The organism is Pseudomonas sp. NFPP04 (assembly GCF_900113815.1).
In the GTDB taxonomy this organism is placed as follows: Bacteria; Pseudomonadota; Gammaproteobacteria; order Pseudomonadales; family Pseudomonadaceae; genus Aquipseudomonas; species Aquipseudomonas extremorientalis.
In genome coordinates this window covers 30,245-52,335 of sequence record NZ_FOQS01000003.1, presented here as the reverse complement: position 1 = coordinate 52,335, position 22,091 = coordinate 30,245, and the positions used below count along the sequence as shown (strand labels likewise).

The window sequence follows — 22,091 nt, the reverse complement described above, 5'->3', positions numbered from 1 at the left end:
TCAGGGTTTATCCTGATCCCTGGGCCAACTCAAGCTGAAACACGCGCCGCCCAGATTATTGCTCTTGCTGATCAACGCCCGCCCGCCGTGCCAATAGATAATCCGCCGCACAATCGACAACCCCAGGCCATGCCCGCCCGAGGCACGGGTGCGACTGTCGTCCAGGCGCAGAAAGGGCGTGAAGATGCGCTCCCAGGCGCTTTCCGGCACGCCGGGGCCGTCGTCTTCCACGTCGATGCGGCAGCGCACCTGGCCCACCTGATAACTGATCAACACCTGGCCTTGGGCGTGGCGCATGGCATTGCTCACCAGGTTCTGCAGGGCACGGTGCAGGTAACGCGGTTCGGCGTCGACCCAGGCGTCGTCCCAATGCGCCGAAGACAAGCAAATCCCTCGGGCCACAGTCACTTGCGGACGCAGTGGCGATAATTCGCCGATCACCTGATCAAGCAGCGCATCAAGGTCGACCCGCTGGAAATTCAGCTCCGGCGAGCCTTGTTCCAGGCGCGCGTAAGTGAGCATTTCATCCACCAGGCCATCGAGGTCCTGGATGTCGCTGTCCATGCCTTCCAGGTATTTACGCCGAGCCTCGACGGTAGTGGCGTCGCCAACCATCTCCAGGCCGAAACGCAGGCGTGCCACCGGCGTGCGCAACTCGTGGGACACCGCGCGCACCAACTCGCGCTGGATCGCCAGCAGTTGTTGCAAATGCTCGGCCATGCCATTGAACGCCGCCGCCAGCCGCCCCACCGAATCAGCACCACGGGCCGGCACGCGAACCTCCAGATTGCCCTTGGCGATCCGTGTGGCGGCGGCTTCCAGACCACGCAGCCGACGCTCAAGCTGGCGCACCAATAGATAGACGATCAGGCCGATCAGGGTCAGGCCGATCAAGGCGATCAGGATCAGCCATTGCGCCGGGTAAGGGTTCATCTGATACAACGGGCCGATCTCCAGCACCCACGGCGTACCGACCATGCCGGCAAACACGCGGATCGAATCGCCGCCCTTGCCCAGGGCCATCACCGTGTCGCCTTCCGAAACCCGACGACGCTGGTCTTCATCCATATCGGCCTGGTCGAGTGGCATCAGGTGCATATCAAAGCCAAAGCCCTTGGCTTCCTTTATATCTGCCAGGCGCTGCGGCTGTTCGGCCACCGGAAAGCGCACCAGCTCATCGGCCAGCAGGTAGATAGTCGCGCGGGCCAGTTGTTCGCTGATCTGCTGAACCTCGCCTGTAAGAACAAGCTGCTCCTGTTCGCTGACCAAACGCAGCACCCGCGCGGCATGCGGCCCGGTCTGCTCCACCAGCACCTGGCCGCGTTGCAGGCGATTGCGCTGGCTCAAGTCCAGTTGCGCATCGGCCAGCGGGCGCAACTCCAGCGGAATCCCCAGCAAACGCTCCCACACCGCCAGGGCGCGCTGGCGCTCGATGGCGCTCATGGGTTGCAGGTTGTCACCCATCAAGGCGAAGGTGCCATGGGCCAGGCGCTCGCGGTACTGGCCGCTGCGCACCTCGTTGAGCAGGTGCAGGGCCAGCACGCCGAGCAGCGCCACTAGGATCAGCGCCGCGCACATGCCGCCGTATATGCGCAGGAAGATCGAGTTCACAGCGGCATGTCGGCGGCGGCTTCGGGGACGAACAGGTAGCCTTTGCTGCGAATGGTCTTGATCAGGCGCGGGTGGATCGGGTCGTCACCTATCTTGGGGCGTATGCGAGAGATACGCACGTCGATGGAGCGATCCTGACCGTCGTAGCCGATGCCGCGCAGGGCAATGAAGATTTCTTCGCGGGAAAGAATGCGCCCGGCATTCGCCACCAGCAGCCACAGCAGGTCGAACTCGGCGCTGGTCAGTTCGATGCCCTCATTATTCAGCCAGGCCTCGCGCAGGGCGTTGTCCACCACCAGAGGGCCGAATTGCAGGCGGCGCTGGTTCTCCACGGCGGCTGGCTCCGTCGCTTCGCTGCGCCGCAGCAGGGCCTGGATGCGCGCCAGCAACAGGCGCGGGCGCACGGGCTTGCACACATAATCGTCGGCGCCCATGTCCAGGCCCAGCACCTGGTCCATATCGTCGGTGCGCGCGGTGAGCATCAGGATCACGCCGTCATAGCGCTCACGCACCTTGCGGCAGATGCTCAGGCCGTCTTCGCCGGGCAGCATCAGGTCGAGGATCACCAGGTCGGGCTGTTCGGCGATGATCCGCGCCGCCGCCAGGGCGCCATCGCCTTCCACCGAGACCCGCAGGCCGTTGCCCTCCAGGTACTCACGGGTCAATTCGGCCAGTCGCTGGTCATCTTCGACTATCAATACCTGCCAGGCTTCTTGCTCCACGGGTGACCTCAATGTCTGTCATAAAAGGCGGGCATGATGTGGGTCGCTTCTTAGCCCGAGGCAGGCGATTGTAGCCATGGGCCAGCCCTCAAACACAAGCCGGGAAATCCATTCGGTGATCAGGTTTTTTTGTGATAGGGTTCGCGCCCTTCGAAAATGGGCTGCTTGTTTTGAGGCCGAAACATTTAATGACAAACGGCGTAATCCAGCAGCAATGCGGCCTACACGGCTGTTCTACCTTTCTTACACATTTTACTCACAGCGTTATCCACAGGTTACTGCGTTGCTAACCCCTCGAAAACGCATTATCTTGTACCTCGGCACTACAGAAGACCCTACATGTGGGGTTTTCGAAGAAATCGCCCAACCACACAAGTGGCTCGAAATTCAAGCGTTTTATTGCTAGCGCAGCATGGAACCAACCGATTTTCAGTAGACCAAACCGCTCACGCGGATGGCAGCTGTTTCCCATCCCCGATATGGAAAACGGTACGGGTGTTGCAGGAAGAGCCTGGCACTCACAATCAAATATAGAACGTGGAGACAACCCCCCATGCAAACCGACACAACTCGCGAGAACCCGCAAGGCTCCGTGCCGCAGGCCGCTGATTCGAACCTGGATCTGTCCGCCACCGCACCTGGCCAACTGCGTGTGATCAAGCGTAACGGCACTGTCGTTCCTTACACCGATGACAAAATCACCGTCGCCATCACCAAAGCGTTTCTTGCAGTTGAAGGCGGCACCGCTGCCGCTTCGTCGCGCATCCACGACACCGTTGCCCGCCTGACCGAACAGGTCACCGCGACCTTCAAGCGTCGCATGCCGTCGGGCGGCACCATCCACATCGAAGAAATCCAGGACCAGGTCGAACTGGCCCTGATGCGTGCCGGCGAGCAGAAAGTCGCCCGCGACTACGTGATCTACCGTGATTCGCGTGCCAAGGAACGTGCCGTACGCTCCCCGGCCGAAGAAGCCGCCGTGCAAGCGCATCCGTCGATCCGTATCACCCTGGCAGACGGCAGCTTTGCACCGCTGGACCTGGGCCGCCTGAACACCATCATCACCGAGGCCTGCGAAGGCCTGGAAGAAGTCGACGGTGACCTGATCCAGCGCGAAACCCTGAAGAACCTGTACGACGGCGTGGCCCTGACCGACGTCAACACCGCCTTGGTGATGACCGCCCGTACCCTGGTTGAACGCGAGCCGAACTACTCGTTCGTGACCGCGCGCCTGCTGATGGACACCCTGCGTGCCGAAGGCCTGGGCTTCCTGAAAGTCGCCGACAGCGCCACCCACCACGAGATGGCTGACCTGTACGCCAAGGCCCTGCCGGCCTACATCGCCAAGGGTATCGAATTCGAATTGCTGAACCCGGTCCTGGCCACCTTCGACCTGGAAAAACTCGGCAAGGCGATCAACCACGAGCGTGACCAGCAGTTCACCTACCTGGGCCTGCAGACCCTGTACGACCGTTACTTCATCCACAAGGACGGTATCCGCTTCGAACTGCCGCAAGTGTTCTTCATGCGCGTGGCCATGGGCCTGGCGATCGAAGAGAAGCAGAAAGAAGACCGTGCCATCGAGTTCTACAACCTGCTGTCGTCCTTCGACTACATGTCGTCGACCCCGACCCTGTTCAACGCCGGCACCCTGCGTCCACAGCTGTCCAGCTGCTACCTGACCACCGTGCCGGATGACCTGTCGGGCATCTACCATGCGATCCACGACAACGCCATGCTGTCCAAATTCGCCGGCGGCCTGGGCAACGACTGGACCCCGGTGCGTGCATTGGGTTCGTACATCAAGGGCACCAACGGCAAGTCCCAGGGCGTCGTGCCGTTCCTGAAAGTGGTGAACGACACCGCCGTCGCCGTAAACCAGGGTGGCAAGCGCAAAGGCGCGGTGTGTGCCTACCTGGAAACCTGGCACATGGACATTGAAGAGTTCATCGAGCTGCGCAAGAACACCGGTGATGATCGTCGTCGTACCCACGACATGAACACCGCCAACTGGATCCCTGACCTGTTCATGAAGCGTGTCTTCGATGACGGCAAGTGGACCCTGTTCTCGCCATCCGAAGTCCCGGACCTGCACGACCTGACCGGCAAAGCCTTCGAAGAGCGCTACGAGTACTACGAAGCCCTCACCGAGTACCCAGGCAAGGTCAAGCTGTTCAAGACCATCCAGGCCAAAGACCTGTGGCGCAAAATGCTGTCCATGCTGTTTGAAACCGGCCACCCATGGCTGACCTTCAAAGACCCGTGCAACCTGCGCAGCCCGCAGCAGCACGTGGGCGTGGTCCACAGCTCGAACCTGTGCACCGAGATCACCTTGAACACCAACAAGGACGAGATCGCCGTTTGCAACCTGGGCTCGATCAACCTGCCGAACCACATCGTCAACGGCAAGCTGGACACCGCCAAGCTGGAGCGCACCGTCAACACCGCCGTACGCATGCTCGACAACGTGATCGACATCAACTACTACTCGGTGCCACAGGCGCAAAACTCCAACTTCAAGCACCGTCCGGTGGGCCTCGGCATCATGGGCTTCCAGGACGCGCTGTACCTGCAGCACATCCCGTACGGTTCGGATGCAGCGGTCGAGTTCGCCGACAAGTCCATGGAAGCGGTCAGCTACTACGCGATCCAGGCTTCCTGCGACCTGGCCGACGAGCGCGGCGCCTACGAGACGTTCCAGGGTTCGCTGTGGTCCAAGGGCATCCTGCCGCTGGATTCGCAACAGATCCTCATCGAAGCCCGTGGCCAGAAGTACATCGACGTCGACCTGAACGAATCCCTGGACTGGGCGCCGGTACGTGCCCGTGTACAGAAAGGCATTCGTAACTCCAACATCATGGCCATCGCACCGACTGCCACCATCGCCAACATCACTGGCGTGTCGCAGTCGATCGAACCGACCTACCAGAACCTGTATGTGAAATCGAACCTCTCGGGCGAATTCACCGTGATCAACCCGTACCTTGTTCGCGACCTCAAGGCTCGCGGCCTGTGGGATTCGGTCATGATCAACGACCTGAAGTACTACGACGGTTCCGTACAACAGATCGAGCGCATCCCGCAAGAACTCAAAGAGCTCTACGCGACCGCCTTCGAAGTAGACACCAAGTGGATCGTTGACGCGGCCAGCCGTCGCCAGAAGTGGATCGACCAGGCTCAGTCGCTGAACCTGTACATCGCCGGCGCATCGGGCAAGAAGCTGGACGTGACCTACCGCATGGCCTGGTACCGTGGCCTGAAAACCACTTACTACCTCCGTGCCCTGGCCGCGACCAGCACCGAGAAGTCGACCATCAACACCGGTAAACTGAACGCGGTTTCCAGCGGCGGCAACCACGGTGATGATTCGGTGCTTGCTGCGCCAGCCGGCCCGGCGCCAGTGCCAAAAGCCTGCGCGATTGACGAGCCGGATTGCGAAGCTTGCCAGTAAGCTGAGCCTGCCTTGGGTTTAACCCAAGGTTGAAAGCCCCCGATAGACCTTTGGTGTATCGGGGGCTTTCTTTTGCCCGGAAACAAAGCGTATTCGACCTAAAACAACACGGTCGCTATACCCGACCGAGGCGCGCCACCGCGCCGGCCCCACAACTCGACCCGGCCGTTGATCACCGCCATCGAATGGTTGCCGTACTCCACCGTCCCCACTTTGCTGCTTCTCAAATCAGCGTCTGTCGCCGGCCTGTAATGGCCTCTCAAGCCCAAACGGTCCAGCCCTTCACGCGCGAACTCACCATCATTGAGGCTGTTCATTGCCGCCTGGAAACTGCGCCCGGCCCAACCGTCGTTGTTTTCTATCTGCGCCCGCTTGGCACTCGCGGCATACATGAAATTGGCGTCCGTCATCATCGCCGGATCATCGCCCCTGAAGCGCGCGTGAGTAGCAGCCTGTCTCAACTCATCTTTGGTCAAGGAAAGCTTGAAACCGTCTCGCATCATCACTTCATAGCCGTTGCTCGTTTCCTTAACCTCCTTGAACACATCGGTAGGTTTCTGGCCGAACTGCATCATTGCGGCTTTTATCGCCGAAACGGTGATGCAGTTTCCATCCGGCCCCTGACTGAAGCCGCTCCAGATATTGTCCGGTTTTCTACCTGGGTCACTGTTGTCTGGTTTGTAATTGAAATAGTTAGCCCCCTCGGTAATGGGCTTGTTGCTCATGGCTTCGGAGGGGCCAAAGTCTTGCGGATTGACTCTAACGCCGCCTGCGCCGCGCGGAGAAGGTGCCTGTGAGGGAGGCGCGGGAGGACGCTCATCGGGAAACAGGCCCGGAAACATTGCCTTCAACCACTCCCACCAGGCGTCAGTCCTGTCTTTCTTCAGCTCCTCGAGGATCTCCTTGAATTTCTCATCGCCAAGTTCTTCTCGTATTTTATTGAGCTTGTCACGCAGATCCCGAACGGTCTGGTTCTTCGACGTTTTCTCGGCATCTTCAAGTTCCTTGAGCAACTGACTGATCGTTTGCTTATTGGAGCCTGTGTCTTGCGCTGCACTCTGCGAACGGCTCACATCTACCGGGTAATACCGATCCCAGGCCACACTATGACGCGCACCTCCAGCCTCTTGGGCAGATGCCGACGACCCCCACATACCTAGCGCTCCCCCTATGATCCAAAATGTCTTACGTCTGGATAAGTGGAAAGAACGGAGTGATCGGTTCCTATTGGAAAGATCGGGATATAGAACTGCACGCAAAAAAAAGCCCCTCTCTCGAGGGGCTTTCCTGGGCTGGAACGTCAGGTCTACAGCATCACGTCATCTGAATGATGGTCTGCATGATGGTGCTCTGGGTGGAGATGGTCTTGGCGTTCGCCTGGTAGTTGCTCTGGGCCTTGATCAGGTCCACCAGCTCGTTGGTCAGGTTGACGTTGGAGTTCTCCAGGGAGTTGGCCACGATCGAACCCAGGGTACCGGCTTGCGGGGTGTCGTAACCCGGCTGGCCGGAGGCGAAGGTCTCTCTCCAGGTAGTACCGCCGGCTGGCTGCAGGCCCTGCTCGTTGTTGAAGCTGGCCAGGGAGATCTGGCCGATGGCCTTGCTCTGCTGGTTGCTGAACGTGGCGAACAACACGCCGCTGCCGTCGATTTTCAGCCCGGTGATCTGGCCGGTGGCGTAGCCATCGGTGACCGGTGGGTTGCGGTAGGTGGCCGAGTTGTACTGGGTGATGTTGGCCATGTTGACGGCGATACCTGTTGGGTTCGCATCCGCACCGTTGGCCTTCCACACACCATTGGTCACGGTGCCAGGAACCCAACCGGTAATGGTCAGGGTCTTATCGGAGACACCACCGGTGACCACACTGGTGAGCTTGCCGGCGCCGTCAAAGGTCAAGGTCGATGGCACAGGTGGAGTCGATGGGGTGCCGGTTGGCGCCGAACCGTCGGGGTTGCGACCATCGATCAGGGTATAGGCATTCCACTTGTTACCGTCGGTTTTCACCAGGTATTGCACCATCGGGTGCGCGTTGCCCTGGGAGTCGTACAAGGTGGTGCTGTACTGGGTGGTAAAGGTGCTGGTGTCGTTCGGGTTGAACGGCTTGGCCACCTGGTCGATCACCGGCTCCGAGGAGTTCAGGTTACTGGTGGAATCCACTTTGGTGGAGGCCTTGGGCGGCAGGTTCGACAGGTTCAGTTGCAGGTCGGTCAGGCCGCCCTTGATGATCTTGCCATCCGCATCTGCCGCGTAGCCTTGCAGGCGCGAAGTGCCGGTGTTGTTGGTGATGTAGCCGTCTTTGTCGGCACGAAAGGCACCGCTGCGGGTGTACTCCAGCGAACCGTCGCTGCCCTTCTGCACGAAGAAGCCGCCACCCTGGATCGCCATGTCCAGGATCCCGCCGCTGCCGTTGACGTCACCTTGGGTGAACTGCTGCGACACGGCCGCCAGGTTCACACCGTTGCCGATGCTGTTCTGGCCGGTGCCCAGCTTGGACGCGGCGTAGATGTCGGCGAATTCCGCACGGGACGACTTGAAGCCCGTGGTCGCGACGTTGGCGATGTTGTTGCCGGTCACGTCCAGTTGTTTGTTGGCCGCATAGAGGCCGCTAAGGCCGATGTTAAAAGACATGTTTCTCTCCCTCTGCCGTATTTAGCCGGCTCTATGTACCGATAGTCTGAATTTGCGACAGCTTGACGCTGCCCATGCCGCCCGCCAGGTTCAGCAGCATTTCGCCGCCGGTCTTGCTCAGGGTCACGCTCGTTACCGTCGCGGGCAGCGAAGTGGCCAGGGCAACGGAGTCACCCTTGTCGTTCTTGGTGGTGGCGTTGAAGGTGTAAGTGCCCGCCGGGGCAACCTCGCCCTTGTCGTTCTTGCCATCCCAGATGAAGCTCTGGGTGCCGGCACTCTGGGCCCCCATGTCGATGGTGCGCACCACGTTGCCGTCTTTGTCGGTGATCTTGACGGAGACGTTGCCCACCGCCGAGGTCACCGCCACCGAACCGGTCATGCTCTTGCTCGTATCCACCATGGCCTTGTCGGTCTGGATGATGATCGAGCGCCCGACCAGCGACGAGGCCTGCAACGCCTGCGACGAGCTGAAGTTGGTGGAGATCGCATTCACCGAGTCGTTCAGGGTGTTGATGCCTTCCAGGCTGCTGAACTGCGCCAGTTGCGCCACGAACGCGCCGTTGTCTTGCGGCGACAGCGGGTTCTGGTTTTTCAGCTGGGTTACCAGCAGTTGCAGGAACGCATCCTTGCCCAACGCCTGCTTGCCCGTCGCCTTATTGGCGGCGTCGCTGACGCTGCTGTTGTCCTGGGCGTTCTTGACCTTGGAGTTGAACAGGTCCTGGACCGGCGTGTTGTTTGATGTATCAACGATGGCCATTATTTGGCGCCCCTTATCACTGACCCAGGGTCAGGACCTTCTGCATCATGGTTTTGGCGGTGTTCATCATTTCCGCATTGGTCTGGAACGAGCGGCTGGCGGAAATCATGTCAGCCATTTCCTCGACCACGTTGACGTTGGGGTAGTAGACATAACCCTTTTCGTTCGCGGCGGGATGGTTGGGTTCGTAGCGCGCTTCAAGGTTGCTCTGATCTTCAACCACACCGAGCACCTGCACGCCGGAGCCGGCGGCACCCTGGTCCTGGAACAGCGAATCACTGCCACCGTTCTGGCCAGCCTGGAACATGGTGGCGAACACCGGGTGACGGGCGCGGTAGGTCTGGTCAATGCTCGAAGACACGGTCTCGGCGTTGGCGATGTTACTGGCGACGGTGTTCAAACGCGTGGTCTGCGCGCTCATGCCACTGCCGGCAATATTGAAAACACTGGACAGAGACATGGCTTACTCTCCACGCAGGGCTGACATCAGCCCTTTGAATTTGCTGTTGAGCAGGGTAAAGCTGGCTTGGAAGTTCACCGAGTTCTCGGCGTAGGCCGATTGCTCCAACTGGGCGTCGACGGTGTTCTGGTCGATCGACGGCTGCATCGGCGTGCGATACAGCAACGACTCGTCGCCATTGCTCAAGCCTTGCGCTTCGATATGACGGCTGTTGGTCATGTTCAAGGCGAAGGTGCCGTTCTTGGTCTTGTCTTGCTGTGCGGCGAGCACGGCGGAGAAGTCCAGGTCCCGAGCCTTGTAGTTCGGGGTGTCGGCGTTGGCAATGTTGTTGGCCAGGACTTCGGCACGCTGGGCGCGGAAGCCCAGGGCTTGTTCGTGGATACCGAGCGCTTTATCGAAGCTGATGCTCATGGCGGAAACCTTCAAGGGCTGACCTGCTTTTCGTTACCAGGGTTATAGCAAGGTGCATGCCAACCTGGCGAAGGCCCGTATATCAAGGGTTCTGGAGGAGGTTGCCAGCGGCAATGCCAGAAAAGCGGCAAGCGGTTTCCGCGTGGCGCCAGTAAAGCGGCAATGAGGGTTGCCGCTTTACTTGGGTTTGCCGCAAACAAATGTGGGAGGGGGCTTGCCCCGATGGCAGCGGTTCAGTTGATACATCGATCACTGACACACCGGCATCGGGGGCAAGCCCCCTCCCACATTTTTTTACCGCGTCAGCCTTACTTGGCCTGGTAGATGATCCCCGGGCTGCATTGCACCATCTGGAAATGGTCCGGCAGACCGTTCAGCGCCTCAGAAGCGCCAAGGAACAGATAACCACCGCGCTTGAGCGTGCCGTGGATGCGCAGCAGGATGTCTTTCTTCACTTCGGCCGAGAAGTAGATCAGCACGTTGCGGCAGAACACCATGTCGAACTTGCCCAGGCTGGCATAGCTGTCGAGCAGGTTGAAGGAGCGGAACTCCACACGGTTCTTGATCGGCGCCTTGACCGCCCAGCGTCCCGCCCCTTTCGGGTCGAAGTAACGCTGCAGGCGTTCCTGGGACAAACCACGCCCCAAGGCCAGGCTGTCGTACTCGCCGGTCTTGCAGTTGGTGAGCATGGTGCCGGACAGGTCGGTGGCCACGATTTGCGCCCCGGCCTTCAACTGGCCCATGTTGGTCCGCTCGAACTCATCGATGGACATCGAAATAGAGTACGGTTCCTGCCCCGAGGAACAGGCGGCCGACCAGATACGCAGGCGCTGGCCCGGGCTGGCCTTGATGGCCTCCGGCAGCACTTTGCTCTTGAGCACTTCAAACGGGTAGGTATCGCGAAACCACAGGGTTTCGTTGGTGGTCATGGCATCGACCACCATCTCCTTGAGCCCGCTGCGCGGCTGGCCCTGGATGCGCTGGACCAGCTCACCCAACGACTTGATACCCTGCTGCTCCATCAGTTTGTTGAGACGGCTGGATACCAGGTACTGCTTGTTTTCACCGAGCAATATGCCACAGGCTTTTTCCAGGAAGACCCGGAACTGTTCAAAATCCAAATTACCTGTAGACACTGATACCGCCTCTAAAATCGTATGACCGCCAAGGGAAACACCTTAGCTGTGATCTGCTGCCTTGATCCGGTCGACAACCCGGGATGCCAGGTCATCAGGACGGAATTTGGCCAAAAAGTCATCGGCACCGACCTTCTTGACCATCGCCTGGTTGAATACACCCGACAACGAAGTATGCAGGATGATATGCAATTTTTGCATGCGTGGATCGTTGCGGATCTCGGCCGTGAGGGTATAGCCGTCCATTTCCGGCATCTCGATGTCGGAGATCATCATCAAGAATTCTTCCTCCGGCTTCTTGCCGTCGTCCACCAGCTTGCGCAGGTAGTCCAACGCCTGGCGACCATCATTGAGGGCGACCACTTCAACCCCGACGGTTTGCAGGCAACGGGTCACCTGCTTGCGCGCCACGGACGAGTCGTCCACCGTGAGCACGCGCAGTGAGACTGCCTTGTGCGCGGTTTCGGCGTCCACCACACCCACGGAGATCGACTCAGAGGTAGGCGCCACTTCGGCGAGGATTTTCTCGACGTCGATGATTTCCACCAACTGGTTGTCGACCCGCGTCACCGCCGTGAGGTAGTGATCGCGACCGGTGCCCTTGGGTGGCGGATGGATCTCTTCCCAGTTCATGTTGACGATGCGCTCCACCGAGCGCACCAGGAAACCCTGGGTCTTGGTGTTGTACTCGGTAATGATCACGAACGGGTTTTCGCGGTCCTGCAACCCGGCGGAACCGGTGGCCAGGGCCAGATCAAGAATCGGGATCGTCGCGCCACGTATGTTGGCAACGCCACACACCACCGGACTGGACTTGGGCATGATCGTCAGCTTGGGGCATTGCAGCACTTCCCGCACCTTGAACACGTTGATGCCATACAACTGCTTGCCATCCAGGCGAAAAAGCAACAACTCCAGGCGATTCTGCCCCACCAGCTGTGTGCGCTGGTTTACTGAATCCATTACTCCTGCCATGCCTTGACTCCCACGCTAAAACCTTCGGCCATACCTATAAGGGCAGTGACGCGCACCCAACACTAAACGGCACGAGCTTTGCTATTTATTGGTCATGGATATTAAAACGACAGTTTCCCGACGCCTCCACCTGACACGGTATTGCAGACTGCTCTGCGCGCCGCTGGCACTGCTTGCCTTGGGCCTGGGCGCCACGGCCCGCGCAGATAACGTCACCTTGCCTGATCTACTTATCGGCGTCACCCAGGGCTTTCTTGAGTTCACTGTAGAAGATTATCTGGCGACCACACAGACGCCGGGGCGTTACGAAATCCAGGTCAACCAGTTGGACCCGCGCCTGCGCATGCCAATGTGCGACAAGGAATTGACAGCCACCCTGGAAAGCCCCGCCCAGCCCATCGGGCGTGTAACGGTCAAGGTGCGTTGCGACGGTGCCTCGCCCTGGACGGTGTTCGTGCCCGCTCAGGTCAAATTATTCCGCGATGTGGTGGTGGTTGCCCGTCCACTTAAACGCACGGGGATTATCGGTTTCGAGGACGTGGTGTTGCGCGAGCGCGACATCAGCATGATCAGCCAGGGCTACCTGACCTCCCTCGACCAGGCCGTCGGGCAGAAACTGACCCGACCAGTGGTCACCGATCAGGTCATCACCCTGGTGCAGTTGGAGCAGGCCGAGGTGATTCGCAAAGGCGACCAGGTAGTGATTTCCGCCAGCAGTGGCGCGCTGCAGGTCAAAATGCCGGGGGAGGCCTTGTCCAACGGCGGCATGAGCGAACAGATCCGCGTGAAGAATCTCAACTCCAACCGGGTGATCAAGGCGCGGGTCACGGCCCCCGGCCAAGTGGAGGTGGCTTTATAGACCACTGGTATCAGACGCCAGCTTTTCCTACACTGTCGGTTGGATGCCGGCCTGTGCAGTTTATTGTCATTCGAGCCTAAAGTTTGTCCAGATATGGCCGAAAACATGGCAAGCGTCCAAATACCCAGAGGTTTTTTGATCATGGTCATCGATTTCAGCCGTTTGAATAACACCCCGACGACGTCGGCCCCTACGCGCACTGCCGGCACCAAGGACAGCGTAGAAGCCAAGGCCCAGCCAGTGCCCGTCAAGGCAGAACAGGCCAGCGCCAGCCAGAGCGGGGAATCCGTACACCTGAGCAATGAGGCTCAACAGTTGCAGAAGGTCACTGACTCGCTGCGCGATCAACCGGTGGTCAATAAAGCCCGTGTGGCCGAATTGAAACAGGCAATCGCCGATGGCAGCTATAAAGTCGACAGCAACCGTGTAGCCAGCAAGCTGCTTAATTTCGAAGCCGAGCGCTAGGCAAAGGCCTGCGCCGGGCTTTTGGACGCTTAAACCCCAAGGCCAGCCATGCATCACGACGAAACCCTGCTTCAACTGATCATTGATGATCTAGCACCGACGCAATTGCTGCTGGAGCTGCTCAGGGAAGAATCCCTGGCCCTTTACGGCCGGGACATGCCCCTGCTGGAAGAAATTCTGGCGCGCAAGCAATCGCTGATTGTCCTGCTGGAACAGCACGGCAAAAAACGCAGCGAGATCCTCGTCAGCCTGGGCCTGCCGGCCGACCATGATGGGCTCGCGCAGCTGGCCAGCCACTCCTCGGTCGGCGATCAACTACTGGCCCAGAGCAAAGCACTCAACCAATTGCTCACCCAGTGCCAGGAAGCCAACCAGCTCAACGGTCAGTCGATCCAGCTTCAGCAAGCCACGACCGCCAACCAGTTGCGTATACTTCACGGCGGAGAGCCTCCAGCGCTTTACAACGCTCAGGGTTCCACCTCGCGCCTGGTCAAGCCAAGCACCCGCAGCCAAGCCTGACGCCGGTTTACAGCGCGGCCTATCCAAGGCGCGCCACATACTGGCAGAATGCCTGCTCTTGCGTGTAGTCGTATTTTGTCTGGAGATGGAAGAACCGTGTTCAACGCCCTTAATGCGGAAGATGCCCCGCAGCCACCCAAGGTCCTCACCACGCCTCTGGAAATCGCCAGTACCTTGCGCATGCTGCAAGAAAGTCATGACCCGCTGATCATCACCTTCCATGAACGCAGCCAGCGCTTTCAGAGCTACCTGGTAGACGTCAATCGGGACAGCGGCACGTTGGCCCTGGATGAAATGATTCCTCGCGATGGCGAACGCCACCTCGAAAACGGCGAACCCTTCCGTATCGAAGGTTTCCACGACGGCGTGCGTGTCGCCTGGGAAAGCAATGGCAACCTGAACATCAGCGAAAAGGACGGCCACCGCATCTACACCGGTAGCCTGCCCAGCGAAGTGGTCTACCACCAGCGTCGCAATGCCTTTCGCGCGGCATTGAAACTGGCGCAACTGGTGAACATCGAGCTGGGTGGCGAGAAGCTCAAGGCCCCGGTCAGCGGCAAGCTGCTGGATATTTCCGCCACAGGTTGCAAATTGCGCTTCGAAGGAGACATCTCCGAGCGCCTGCAACTGGGCCAGGTCTACGACCGCTTCATCGCCGCCCTGCCCTTTGGCAGCATGACCACTTCGGTCGAACTGCGTTACCTGCATTTCGAAGAAAAGATCAACACCACGTTTGCCGGCGTGCGCTTTCACAATATGAGTGGTTTGGTGCAGCGCCAGGTCGAGCGCTTTGTGTACCAACTGCAACGCGAAGCACGGCGTTTCGACAAAGACGACGATTTTTAAACTCAAAGATCGCAGCAAAAAAAACGGGCAGCCCCCTGATGGGATCTGCCCGTTTTTTTTGCATTCAGGGGCGCGCCCTGCTCAAGTCGTGAGGATGCTCGCCCGGGCCTGGCGGCTCAGGCGGCCCCTCAAAAAGCGGCTCGTCGACCGGCGTGGCCGTTTCCGGCTCGGATTCCGGCGTGGCGGTTTGCATCTGCTCCTGCACCACCGCCTCGTCCACCCGCGGATCGAGGCAGGCGACCAACGGCGAGCTGGACATGCTGTCGGGCATGGCCACGTGGTGCAACGGCGCGTCATCCACCTGATGCAGGTTAGTCACGGCTTTCGGCCGAATCCGCCACACCAGGATCAGCGCACACAGGCTGAAAAACGCATACAGCATGTGACTGCCAAACATCTTCATCACCACACCGGCCAGCAACGGCCCGATGCTCGCGCCGACACCGTAGGTCACCAGCAGCATGGCGGTAAGCGAGACACGACGGTCGCCTTCCACATGATCGTTGGAGAACGCCACCGCCAGCGGGTACAAACAGAACTGCACCAGGGAACACAAGAAGCCCGCCACGAACAGCACTTCAAGTGGCACTTTGGTCAGTATCGCCAGCGGTAGCGCCGCCACCGCCAGGCACAGGGCAAAGCAACGAATCAGCAGCGCGCGATCATAGCGGTCCGACAACCAGCCCAACGGCCACTGCACCAACAGGCCGGCAAAAATACAGCTACCCATGAACAGACCCACCTGCTCGGTAGTCAGGCCTTGCTGGGAGGCATAAAGCGGCGCCAGGCCGTAGAACGAGCCCACGATCACCCCTGCGCCCAGCACGGTACTCAACGACTGCGGCACGCGCTTTATGAAGAAGCGTGGCTCCATCGGCGCCGGATGCAGGGGCGCCGGGTGAATACGGCGAGTCATGGCCACCGGCACCAGGCACAGCGCAAAGCACAGCGCGACCAGCATCAGCAATTCGAGGCCGAGCTGAGGGTGCATGACCAGGATCAACTGGCCGAGCACCAGCCCCAGGTAGGACGCGATCATATAGCCGCTGAACACCACGCCGCGCTGCTTGGCGTCGGCCTGTTCATTGAGCCAGCTCTCGATGACCATGTACTGGCACATCATCCCCAGGCCCACGATGATCCGCAGCACGATCCAGGCCGGCAGCCAGTCGACCAGGCCATGGCCCAGCACCGCCGCGCCGACAATGCCGGCGCAGGTTGCATAAGCACGTATATGCCCGACCCGGGCGATCAGGCGGTGGCCAATCTTGCCGCCCAGCACCAGGCCAAAATAGTTGGCCGCCATCAGCGCACCGACCCACAGGCTGTCCACCTGGTCGGCCGCCAGGCGCAAGGCCAGGTAGGTACTGAGCAGGCCGGAGCCGATCAGCATCATCAAGGAGGCGAAATAAAGGGCTCGAAAAGATTTCCAGATCTGGCGCATCGGCGTTCCGAGCGGCTCCTTGCAGTGAGAGACAGGGCTACCGGCATGATAGTCCGGGGTGGCCGGGTCCGGACAGGCGGTATGCGCTGTTTCCGGGGGATTATTTGCTACAAGACTCAGACGCAGTCCGGCTGCTCATGGGATACACGAATCGCTATAAATACACGATGCCAGTGGTGTGAACCTAGAACCCTGGCAAGGTTCGACCCATCTTCGGAAAACGCCCACAAAAAAGCCCCGCCAGACGGATCTGTACGAGGCCTCGAATCTGGTGTCCCAGGGCCGGTTCGAACGGCCAACCTTCCCCTTAGGAGGGGGATGCTCTATCCAATTGAGCTACTGGGACAAATGACAGGCGCCGCGCCTGGCAAGCGGCGACGGACGGCGTGCATGTTAACGGCCAGGGTAGGTTTTGTCATGTCGTCCGTAGGCTTTTTGAGTGTAGGCCGATACTTGCCGGGTGGACCGTGTCTTGACCCCGTCGATACAGGCGCAAGAACCGCATCGTGCAAAATGCACTCCCGCGAAATGCCATCATTGCAAATTGCAACCTGAAAGCCTCTCAAATAAGACTTAAGCCTATGATTTTATTGAAATAATAGATTGGCATGACACCTGCAATACTTCTCCTACAAACCCTAACAAACCACGGCGTTAAGCGGAGAACATAATCATGAACAGTGCCCTTCTGTTAGCCCTCAACACCGTAGCCCTGGCGGCACTGCTCATGTTCCATTTTCAATCGAGCAACAGTCACGACCCCGCGCAGATCACCCAGGCAGTCCCTCATCACTTGCAACAACGTCCGCAACTGGCGGTGATGGCACCGAACGTGCAATCGCCCATACGCCTGACCCAGGACACCCAAGTGGCACCTGCAGCTGAACACTGGGTATTCTGAGGAAGCCCCTGATGACCAAATATGCCTGGCTATTCCTTTGCCTGACCGTTGTCACAGCGGTTCTAGGCTTGGGTGAAGACTCTCAAGACGGCGCCACCAACGCTTTCATCGCCTGTGGTGTATTCGCCACTCTCTTGTTGCTGACGCTCATCGTGGGTCGTCGTATCAAATTCGACCCCGTCCTGCGCTGATCCCCGCCACGCCCGACCTTATGTCGCCTGGTCCTCGCATATCGGCAAATTGCCACTAGTCTTAAAACCAAGGGCAAAAGGCCACTTTGCTATAGCATGTGCGGCCTGAAACCCTGTGGTGGCCTGGGCTTACGGAAAGTTCCCCCGTAGATTCACACGGTGAAAAATTTTCCAACCAGTCCGCAAAAATGTAAATGAGTGCTGGCATAAAGCCTTTAGGCAGTTCAATATTTGTCACAGAATTGACGCCAAGGAACTGTCAAATCTGAGGCATGATGCGGCCTCTTTGCAATTCAGGTTGAACTTTGGTCGTGAGCCTTGTCTTAACACTCATCTTGCGGCCAATTCCAAAAACCGCTCCCCTGAACTAACCGGTTAAATATATGCGCCCATTGAAACAGGCAATTTATTCCAGCCGTACGGCTGACAAGTTCGTCGTACGTCTGCCAGACGGAATGCGTGAACGCATTGCCGAGGTGGCTCGCAATCATCACCGCAGCATGAACTCCGAAATCATCGCTCGCCTGGAACAAAGCCTCATTCAGGAAGGTGCGCTGGGCGACGAGTTGAGCATGCGCCTGGACAGCCCAGAGCTGTCGTTGCACGAACGCGAACTGCTGCAGCGTTTTCGTCAACTCTCCCACCGCCAGCAAAATGCTCTCGTTTCGCTTATCGCGCACGACGTTGAGGCGGCCGCAGAAGCCAATTGATCCGCAACTGAAAGCCGAAGCCAGCCAAGTGCTGGCTTTTTTTTGCCTGGGATTTGGGAAGATAATGCAAAGCGGGGGCAGATGTGCCCCCGCAGGATGGAGTCAGAGCAGGAAAATCGTTGCCAAGCCCAGGAAGATGAAGAAACCGCCGCTGTCGGTCATGGCCGTGATCATCACGCTGGCACCCATGGCAGGGTCGCGCCCAAGGCGAGCCAGGGTCATCGGGATCAATACCCCCATCAACGCCGCCAGTAAGAGGTTGAGAGTCATCGCAGCCGTCATCACCACACCGAGCGACCAACTGCCATACAGCAAGTAAGCCACCACACCGATCACCCCACCCCATACCAAGCCATTGATCAGGCCCACCGCCAACTCTTTGCGCAGCAGGCGCGACGAGTTGGCCGTACTGACCTGATCCAGCGCCATGGCGCGCACAATCATGGTAATCGTCTGGTTACCCGAGTTTCCGCCGATCCCGGCCACAATCGGCATCAGCGCTGCAAGCGCCACCAACTTCTCGATCGACCCTTCGAACAAGCCGATAACCCGCGACGCGATAAAGGCTGTGATCAGGTTAATGGCCAACCACGCCCAACGGTTATGCAGCGAGCGCCAAACCGAGGCAAAGATGTCTTCCTCTTCACGCAGACCCGCCATGTTGAGGACTTCGGTCTCGCTTTCTTCACGAATCAAGTCGACGATTTCATCGATGGTCAGACGACCGATCAGCTTGCCGTTCTTGTCGACGACCGGCGCCGAGATCAGGTCATAGCGCTCGAATGCCTGGGCTGCTTCATAGGCATCCTCGTCCGGATGAAAGCTCACGGTGTCACTGGCCATCAGGTCGGCAACTTTCTTCTCCGGATCATTCACCAGCAGGCGCTTGATCGGCAGCACACCCTTGAGAATGCCTTCGTAATCCACCACGAACAATTTGTCGGTGTGACCTGGCAGCTCTTTGAGTCGGCGCAGGTAACGCAGGACCACTTCCAGGCTGACGTCTTCGCGGATGGTGACCATCTCGAAGTCCATCAGGGCGCCGACCTGGTCCTCGTCATAGGAAAGCGCGGAGCGCACACGCTCACGCTGCTGAGTGTCCAACGCTTCCATGAGCTCATGGACAACATCACGAGGCAGCTCAGGGGCAAGGTCAGCCAGTTCGTCGGCGTCCATCTCCTTGGCTGCAGCCAGGAGCTCATGATCGTCCATGTCGGCGATCAGGGTTTCACGAACCGAGTCGGATACTTCGAGGAGGATGTCGCCGTCGCGGTCGGCCTTAACCAACTGCCATAGGGTCAGTCGATCATCCAGCGGCAAGGCTTCGAGAATATAGGCGACGTCGGCGGAGTGCAGGTCGTCAAGCTTGCGCTGCAACTCGACGAGGTTTTGCCGGTGAACCAGGTTTTCAACCAGGTTGTTATTCGGGCCATCCTGGCGGTGCGTAAGGTCTTCGACCACGCGCTGGCGCTGCAGTAGCTCGATGACTTGAGCCAGGCGATCCTGCAGGCTTTCTTGCGTTTTCTTTACTTCTACTTCGGTCATAGGCGAACTCCACTCCCAGCAGCGGGGCACGCCGGAAGGATCAATCAGTCAATTCATGATTGGTAAAACGGGGTACTGAGTAACTACTGGGTAAGTCCATGGAGGTATTCCACAAGCCCCGGCGGGGCTGACGGGCGCAATGATACACCGCCCGGCCACTTTAAACGTCAAAAAACTGGAAAGAACAAGCGCTTGCGAGCCAAAGCTGAGCAAAGGCCGCATCTATGAACTGCGACGACGCAGCGGATGAGGAAAACACATGAAAGCGAGGGAAAAAGAAGAAATCCTACACAAACCCCAGACGGCAAAAAGCCCGCACTAGGCGGGCTTTTTGTTTGTATGGTGCACTCGACAGGATTCGAACCTGTGACCGCTCGGTTCGTAGCCGAGTACTCTATCCAGCTGAGCTACGAGTGCAGATTGTGTTTTTAGACCAGATCACAACTGGCTGTAACCGAATCACCTGCATGACTGCAACTGACTCTTAAATGGTGCACTCGACAGGATTCGAACCTGTGACCGCTCGGTTCGTAGCCGAGTACTCTATCCAGCTGAGCTACGAGTGCATTTGTTGCCGCGCATTATAGGCCGTTCAATCTCTATGTAAAGCTATTTTTTCGAGTAATTTCAACAACTTACCGAAAAAACCAGATTGCAACGTACTAAGCAAATAATGGCGGAGAACGGGGGATTCGAACCCCCGACACCCTTTTGAGGTGTACTCCCTTAGCAGGGGAGCGCCTTCGGCCACTCGGCCAGCTCTCCGCAACACGGGGCGTATATTAACCACGTTCATCCCCGTTTGCAAACATAAAAAACGATAAAAATTAAAGGCTTGGTTCTTCGTCCTTCTCTTTCTTGATCCGCAGGTAAATTTCCTCGCGGTGCACCGCTACCTCTTTCGGAGCGTTAACCCCGATACGTACTTGATTGCCTTTGACGCCGAGCACGGTCACGGTGATTTCGCCATCACCGATAATCAGGCTTTCTGCGCAACGACGAGTCAGAATCAGCATACCTTTCTCCTCACGCATTTCAGTTCAGGAACAACAGTCTGCAAAAAAAAGGCCTTCGACCTACAACCCAAAGGCCATAGCCCTACCGCCTAAGTATTGTCGAGCGCGCGCAAAAGAACATGCGCCCGACAAAAAAAGGAAAGGCGCGGTAAACCGCGCCTTCCAGGCACTGCGTCACTCGCCCTGTCGGGCCGGAGCGTCCAGCTCAAAAGCGGTATGCAGAGCGCGTACAGCCAGCTCCAGGTATTTCTCTTCGATCACCACCGAGACTTTGATTTCCGAGGTGGAGATCATCTGGATGTTGATGCTTTCCTTGGCCAGTGCCTCGAACATGCGGCTGGCAACGCCGGCGTGGGAACGCATGCCCACGCCCACGATCGACACCTTGGCAATCTTGGTATCGCCGACCACTTCACGGGCGCCGATTTCCTTGGCAGTGTTCTGCAAGATCCGCTCGGCCGCATCGTACTCGTTGCGGTGCACAGTGAAGGTGAAGTCGGTGGTGTTATCGTGCGAAACGTTCTGCACGATCATGTCGACTTCGATGTTCGCACCGCTGATAGGACCCAGGATCTTGAACGCCACGCCCGGGGTATCCGGCACGCCACGGATAGTCAGCTTGGCTTCATCACGGTTGAAAGCGATACCGGAAATGATCGGCTGTTCCATGGATTCCTCTTCATCAATAGTAATGAGGGTGCCCGGACCCTCTTTGAAGCTGTGCAATACGCGCAGCGGAACGTTGTACTTGCCGGCGAATTCCACCGCACGGATCTGCAACACCTTGGAACCAAGGCTGGCCATTTCCAGCATCTCTTCAAAGGTGATCTTGTCCAGGCGCTGGGCCACGGACACCACACGCGGGTCGGTGGTGTAGACGCCATCCACATCGGTGTAGATCTGGCATTCATCAGCCTTGAGGGCCGCTGCCAGCGCCACGCCGGTGGTGTCCGAACCCCCACGCCCGAGGGTGGTGATGTTGCCCTGCTCGTCCACACCCTGGAAGCCTGCTACAACTACCACGCGCCCGGCTTTCAGGTCCGTACGGATTTTCTGATCGTCAATCTGCAGGATACGCGCCTTGGTATGCGCGCTGTCGGTGAGGATGCGCACCTGGCTGCCAGTGTAGGACACCGCCGGTACACCGCGCTTATTCAACGCCATGGCCAGCAACGCGATGGTCACCTGCTCGCCGGTGGACACGATCACATCCAGCTCACGCGGCAGCGGCTGTTGGTCACCGCTGACTGCCTTGGCCAGATCGATCAGGCGATTGGTCTCGCCGCTCATGGCCGACAGCACCACCACCAGGTCGTCGCCGGCATCGCGGAACTTCTTAACCTTGTCGGCCACCTGCTCGATTCTTTCGACAGAGCCGACCGAGGTGCCTCCAAATTTCTGTACGATCAAAGCCATTTCTAAGCCGCCTCAGCCCGTAAAGGGGCGC

The 22,091-nt window shown here is 58.7% G+C and carries 21 protein-coding genes and 4 tRNA genes; 8 read left to right on the top strand and 17 right to left on the bottom strand.

Features of this window, described 5'->3' with window-relative positions; genetic code table 11:
• Both BM017_RS07580 and BM017_RS07575 read right to left on the bottom strand, forming a co-directional pair.
• The gene (locus BM017_RS07580) at positions 1-1,611 is read right to left on the bottom strand and encodes an ATP-binding protein (RefSeq protein WP_092242500.1); all 1,611 of its coding nucleotides are present in this window, start codon (positions 1,609-1,611) and stop codon (positions 1-3) included.
• Positions 1,608-2,333 carry a response regulator gene (locus tag BM017_RS07575; protein ID WP_092242497.1) on the bottom strand — a complete coding sequence of 242 codons (726 nt, stop codon included), beginning with the start codon at positions 2,331-2,333 and terminating at the stop codon, positions 1,608-1,610. Before BM017_RS07575 ends, BM017_RS07580 begins: the two co-directional genes overlap by 4 nt.
• 553 nt (positions 2,334-2,886) lie before the next feature.
• Between BM017_RS07575 and BM017_RS07570 the strand changes: the two genes are divergently transcribed.
• Positions 2,887-5,784: a ribonucleoside-diphosphate reductase subunit alpha gene (locus BM017_RS07570; protein WP_071490518.1), complete on the top strand. Its 2,898-nt coding sequence runs from the start codon at positions 2,887-2,889 to the stop codon at positions 5,782-5,784.
• A gap of 98 nt (positions 5,785-5,882) precedes the next feature.
• Here the strand turns inward: BM017_RS07570 and BM017_RS07565 are convergent, their stop codons facing one another.
• The 7 genes from BM017_RS07565 to BM017_RS07535 all read right to left on the bottom strand — a co-directional run bounded on the left by BM017_RS07565 (position 5,883) and on the right by BM017_RS07535 (position 12,148).
• Positions 5,883-6,938 (bottom strand): hypothetical protein, encoded by a 1,056-nt coding sequence (locus tag BM017_RS07565; protein WP_092242493.1) that lies wholly within the window; start codon positions 6,936-6,938, stop codon positions 5,883-5,885.
• 160 nt (positions 6,939-7,098) lie between these two features.
• The gene (flgE, locus tag BM017_RS07560) at positions 7,099-8,409 is read right to left on the bottom strand and encodes a flagellar hook protein FlgE (RefSeq protein WP_092242490.1); all 1,311 of its coding nucleotides are present in this window, start codon (positions 8,407-8,409) and stop codon (positions 7,099-7,101) included.
• A 31-nt stretch (positions 8,410-8,440) separates the two neighbouring features.
• Positions 8,441-9,166, bottom strand: a complete 726-nt coding sequence (gene flgD, locus BM017_RS07555; protein WP_092242488.1) for a flagellar hook assembly protein FlgD — start codon at positions 9,164-9,166, stop codon at positions 8,441-8,443.
• A gap of 16 nt (positions 9,167-9,182) precedes the next feature.
• Positions 9,183-9,626, bottom strand: coding sequence for a flagellar basal body rod protein FlgC (gene flgC, locus BM017_RS07550; RefSeq protein ID WP_058427493.1), 444 nt, complete (start codon positions 9,624-9,626; stop codon positions 9,183-9,185).
• Between the two features lie 3 nt (positions 9,627-9,629).
• Entirely contained in the window at positions 9,630-10,037 is a 408-nt protein-coding gene (flgB, locus tag BM017_RS07545; RefSeq protein ID WP_010208346.1) for a flagellar basal body rod protein FlgB, read from the bottom strand.
• 308 nt (positions 10,038-10,345) lie between these two features.
• Complete coding sequence (gene cheR / locus BM017_RS07540) at positions 10,346-11,173, bottom strand: protein-glutamate O-methyltransferase CheR (protein WP_027607785.1); 828 nt, start codon at positions 11,171-11,173, stop codon at positions 10,346-10,348.
• 42 nt (positions 11,174-11,215) lie between these two features.
• A complete protein-coding gene (locus BM017_RS07535) occupies positions 11,216-12,148 on the bottom strand; it encodes a chemotaxis protein CheV (protein WP_071490521.1) in 933 nt (310 codons plus the stop codon).
• Between the two features lie 94 nt (positions 12,149-12,242).
• Between BM017_RS07535 and flgA the strand changes: the two genes are divergently transcribed.
• The 4 genes from flgA to BM017_RS07515 all read left to right on the top strand — a co-directional run bounded on the left by flgA (position 12,243) and on the right by BM017_RS07515 (position 14,837).
• Complete coding sequence (flgA, locus tag BM017_RS07530) at positions 12,243-13,007, top strand: flagellar basal body P-ring formation chaperone FlgA (RefSeq protein ID WP_092242486.1); 765 nt, start codon at positions 12,243-12,245, stop codon at positions 13,005-13,007.
• Positions 13,008-13,148: 141 nt separating this feature from the next.
• A complete protein-coding gene (gene flgM, locus BM017_RS07525; protein ID WP_071490522.1) occupies positions 13,149-13,472 on the top strand; it encodes a flagellar biosynthesis anti-sigma factor FlgM in 324 nt (107 codons plus the stop codon).
• A gap of 48 nt (positions 13,473-13,520) precedes the next feature.
• Positions 13,521-13,991, top strand: coding sequence for a flagella synthesis protein FlgN (locus tag BM017_RS07520; RefSeq protein ID WP_071490523.1), 471 nt, complete (start codon positions 13,521-13,523; stop codon positions 13,989-13,991).
• Positions 13,992-14,087: 96 nt separating this feature from the next.
• Positions 14,088-14,837 carry a flagellar brake protein gene (locus tag BM017_RS07515; protein WP_092242483.1) on the top strand — a complete coding sequence of 250 codons (750 nt, stop codon included), beginning with the start codon at positions 14,088-14,090 and terminating at the stop codon, positions 14,835-14,837.
• Between the two features lie 64 nt (positions 14,838-14,901).
• Here BM017_RS07515 and BM017_RS07510 read toward each other — a convergent pair whose 3' ends face one another.
• Positions 14,902-16,281 carry an MFS transporter gene (locus BM017_RS07510; protein ID WP_092242481.1) on the bottom strand — a complete coding sequence of 460 codons (1,380 nt, stop codon included), beginning with the start codon at positions 16,279-16,281 and terminating at the stop codon, positions 14,902-14,904.
• 269 nt (positions 16,282-16,550) lie between these two features.
• Positions 16,551-16,627, bottom strand: a tRNA-Arg gene (locus tag BM017_RS07505).
• 327 nt (positions 16,628-16,954) lie between these two features.
• Here BM017_RS07505 and BM017_RS07500 point away from each other — a divergent pair.
• The 3 genes from BM017_RS07500 (at position 16,955) to BM017_RS07485 (ending at position 18,083) form a co-directional block, all read left to right on the top strand.
• Entirely contained in the window at positions 16,955-17,182 is a 228-nt protein-coding gene (locus BM017_RS07500; RefSeq protein ID WP_092242478.1) for a hypothetical protein, read from the top strand.
• Positions 17,183-17,193: 11 nt separating this feature from the next.
• On the top strand, positions 17,194-17,373 hold the full coding sequence (locus tag BM017_RS07495; protein WP_092242476.1) for a PA3371 family protein: 180 nt from the start codon (positions 17,194-17,196) through the stop codon (positions 17,371-17,373).
• A gap of 383 nt (positions 17,374-17,756) precedes the next feature.
• Positions 17,757-18,083, top strand: coding sequence for an Arc family DNA-binding protein (locus BM017_RS07485; RefSeq protein WP_003175643.1), 327 nt, complete (start codon positions 17,757-17,759; stop codon positions 18,081-18,083).
• Positions 18,084-18,185: 102 nt separating this feature from the next.
• On the opposite strand, the gene mgtE is transcribed toward BM017_RS07485, so the two are convergent.
• The 6 genes from mgtE to BM017_RS07455 form a co-directional block, all read right to left on the bottom strand.
• Positions 18,186-19,628 carry a magnesium transporter gene (mgtE, locus tag BM017_RS07480; protein ID WP_092242473.1) on the bottom strand — a complete coding sequence of 481 codons (1,443 nt, stop codon included), beginning with the start codon at positions 19,626-19,628 and terminating at the stop codon, positions 18,186-18,188.
• Positions 19,629-19,968: 340 nt separating this feature from the next.
• Positions 19,969-20,045: transfer RNA gene (locus tag BM017_RS07475), tRNA-Arg, on the bottom strand.
• A 72-nt stretch (positions 20,046-20,117) separates the two neighbouring features.
• Positions 20,118-20,194 (bottom strand) — tRNA-Arg (locus tag BM017_RS07470).
• 108 nt (positions 20,195-20,302) lie between these two features.
• A tRNA-Ser gene (locus tag BM017_RS07465) sits at positions 20,303-20,393 on the bottom strand.
• A 62-nt stretch (positions 20,394-20,455) separates the two neighbouring features.
• Positions 20,456-20,644, bottom strand: coding sequence for a carbon storage regulator CsrA (gene csrA / locus BM017_RS07460; protein ID WP_003175645.1), 189 nt, complete (start codon positions 20,642-20,644; stop codon positions 20,456-20,458).
• Positions 20,645-20,818: 174 nt separating this feature from the next.
• Entirely contained in the window at positions 20,819-22,060 is a 1,242-nt protein-coding gene (locus BM017_RS07455) for an aspartate kinase (protein ID WP_092242470.1), read from the bottom strand.
• Positions 22,061-22,091 lie beyond the last annotated feature (31 nt).

Excerpts from the sequence above, each read along its gene's own strand:
- BM017_RS07570 (WP_071490518.1), top strand. The coding sequence starts at position 2,887 with ATGCAAACCGACACAACTCGCGAGAACCCGCAAGGCTCCGTGCCGCAG.
- BM017_RS07565 (WP_092242493.1), bottom strand. The coding sequence starts at position 6,938 with ATGTGGGGGTCGTCGGCATCTGCCCAAGAGGCTGGAGGTGCGCGTCAT.
- flgE (WP_092242490.1), bottom strand. The coding sequence starts at position 8,409 with ATGTCTTTTAACATCGGCCTTAGCGGCCTCTATGCGGCCAACAAACAA.
- flgD (WP_092242488.1), bottom strand. The coding sequence starts at position 9,166 with ATGGCCATCGTTGATACATCAAACAACACGCCGGTCCAGGACCTGTTC.
- flgC (WP_058427493.1), bottom strand. The coding sequence starts at position 9,626 with ATGTCTCTGTCCAGTGTTTTCAATATTGCCGGCAGTGGCATGAGCGCG.
- flgB (WP_010208346.1), bottom strand. The coding sequence starts at position 10,037 with ATGAGCATCAGCTTCGATAAAGCGCTCGGTATCCACGAACAAGCCCTG.
- BM017_RS07535 (WP_071490521.1), bottom strand. The coding sequence starts at position 12,148 with ATGGCAGGAGTAATGGATTCAGTAAACCAGCGCACACAGCTGGTGGGG.
- flgA (WP_092242486.1), top strand. The coding sequence starts at position 12,243 with ATGGATATTAAAACGACAGTTTCCCGACGCCTCCACCTGACACGGTAT.
- flgM (WP_071490522.1), top strand. The coding sequence starts at position 13,149 with ATGGTCATCGATTTCAGCCGTTTGAATAACACCCCGACGACGTCGGCC.
- BM017_RS07520 (WP_071490523.1), top strand. The coding sequence starts at position 13,521 with ATGCATCACGACGAAACCCTGCTTCAACTGATCATTGATGATCTAGCA.
- BM017_RS07510 (WP_092242481.1), bottom strand. The coding sequence starts at position 16,281 with ATGCGCCAGATCTGGAAATCTTTTCGAGCCCTTTATTTCGCCTCCTTG.
- BM017_RS07500 (WP_092242478.1), top strand. The coding sequence starts at position 16,955 with ATGAACAGTGCCCTTCTGTTAGCCCTCAACACCGTAGCCCTGGCGGCA.
- BM017_RS07495 (WP_092242476.1), top strand. The coding sequence starts at position 17,194 with ATGACCAAATATGCCTGGCTATTCCTTTGCCTGACCGTTGTCACAGCG.
- BM017_RS07485 (WP_003175643.1), top strand. The coding sequence starts at position 17,757 with ATGCGCCCATTGAAACAGGCAATTTATTCCAGCCGTACGGCTGACAAG.
- mgtE (WP_092242473.1), bottom strand. The coding sequence starts at position 19,628 with ATGACCGAAGTAGAAGTAAAGAAAACGCAAGAAAGCCTGCAGGATCGC.
- csrA (WP_003175645.1), bottom strand. The coding sequence starts at position 20,644 with ATGCTGATTCTGACTCGTCGTTGCGCAGAAAGCCTGATTATCGGTGAT.
- BM017_RS07455 (WP_092242470.1), bottom strand. The coding sequence starts at position 22,060 with ATGGCTTTGATCGTACAGAAATTTGGAGGCACCTCGGTCGGCTCTGTC.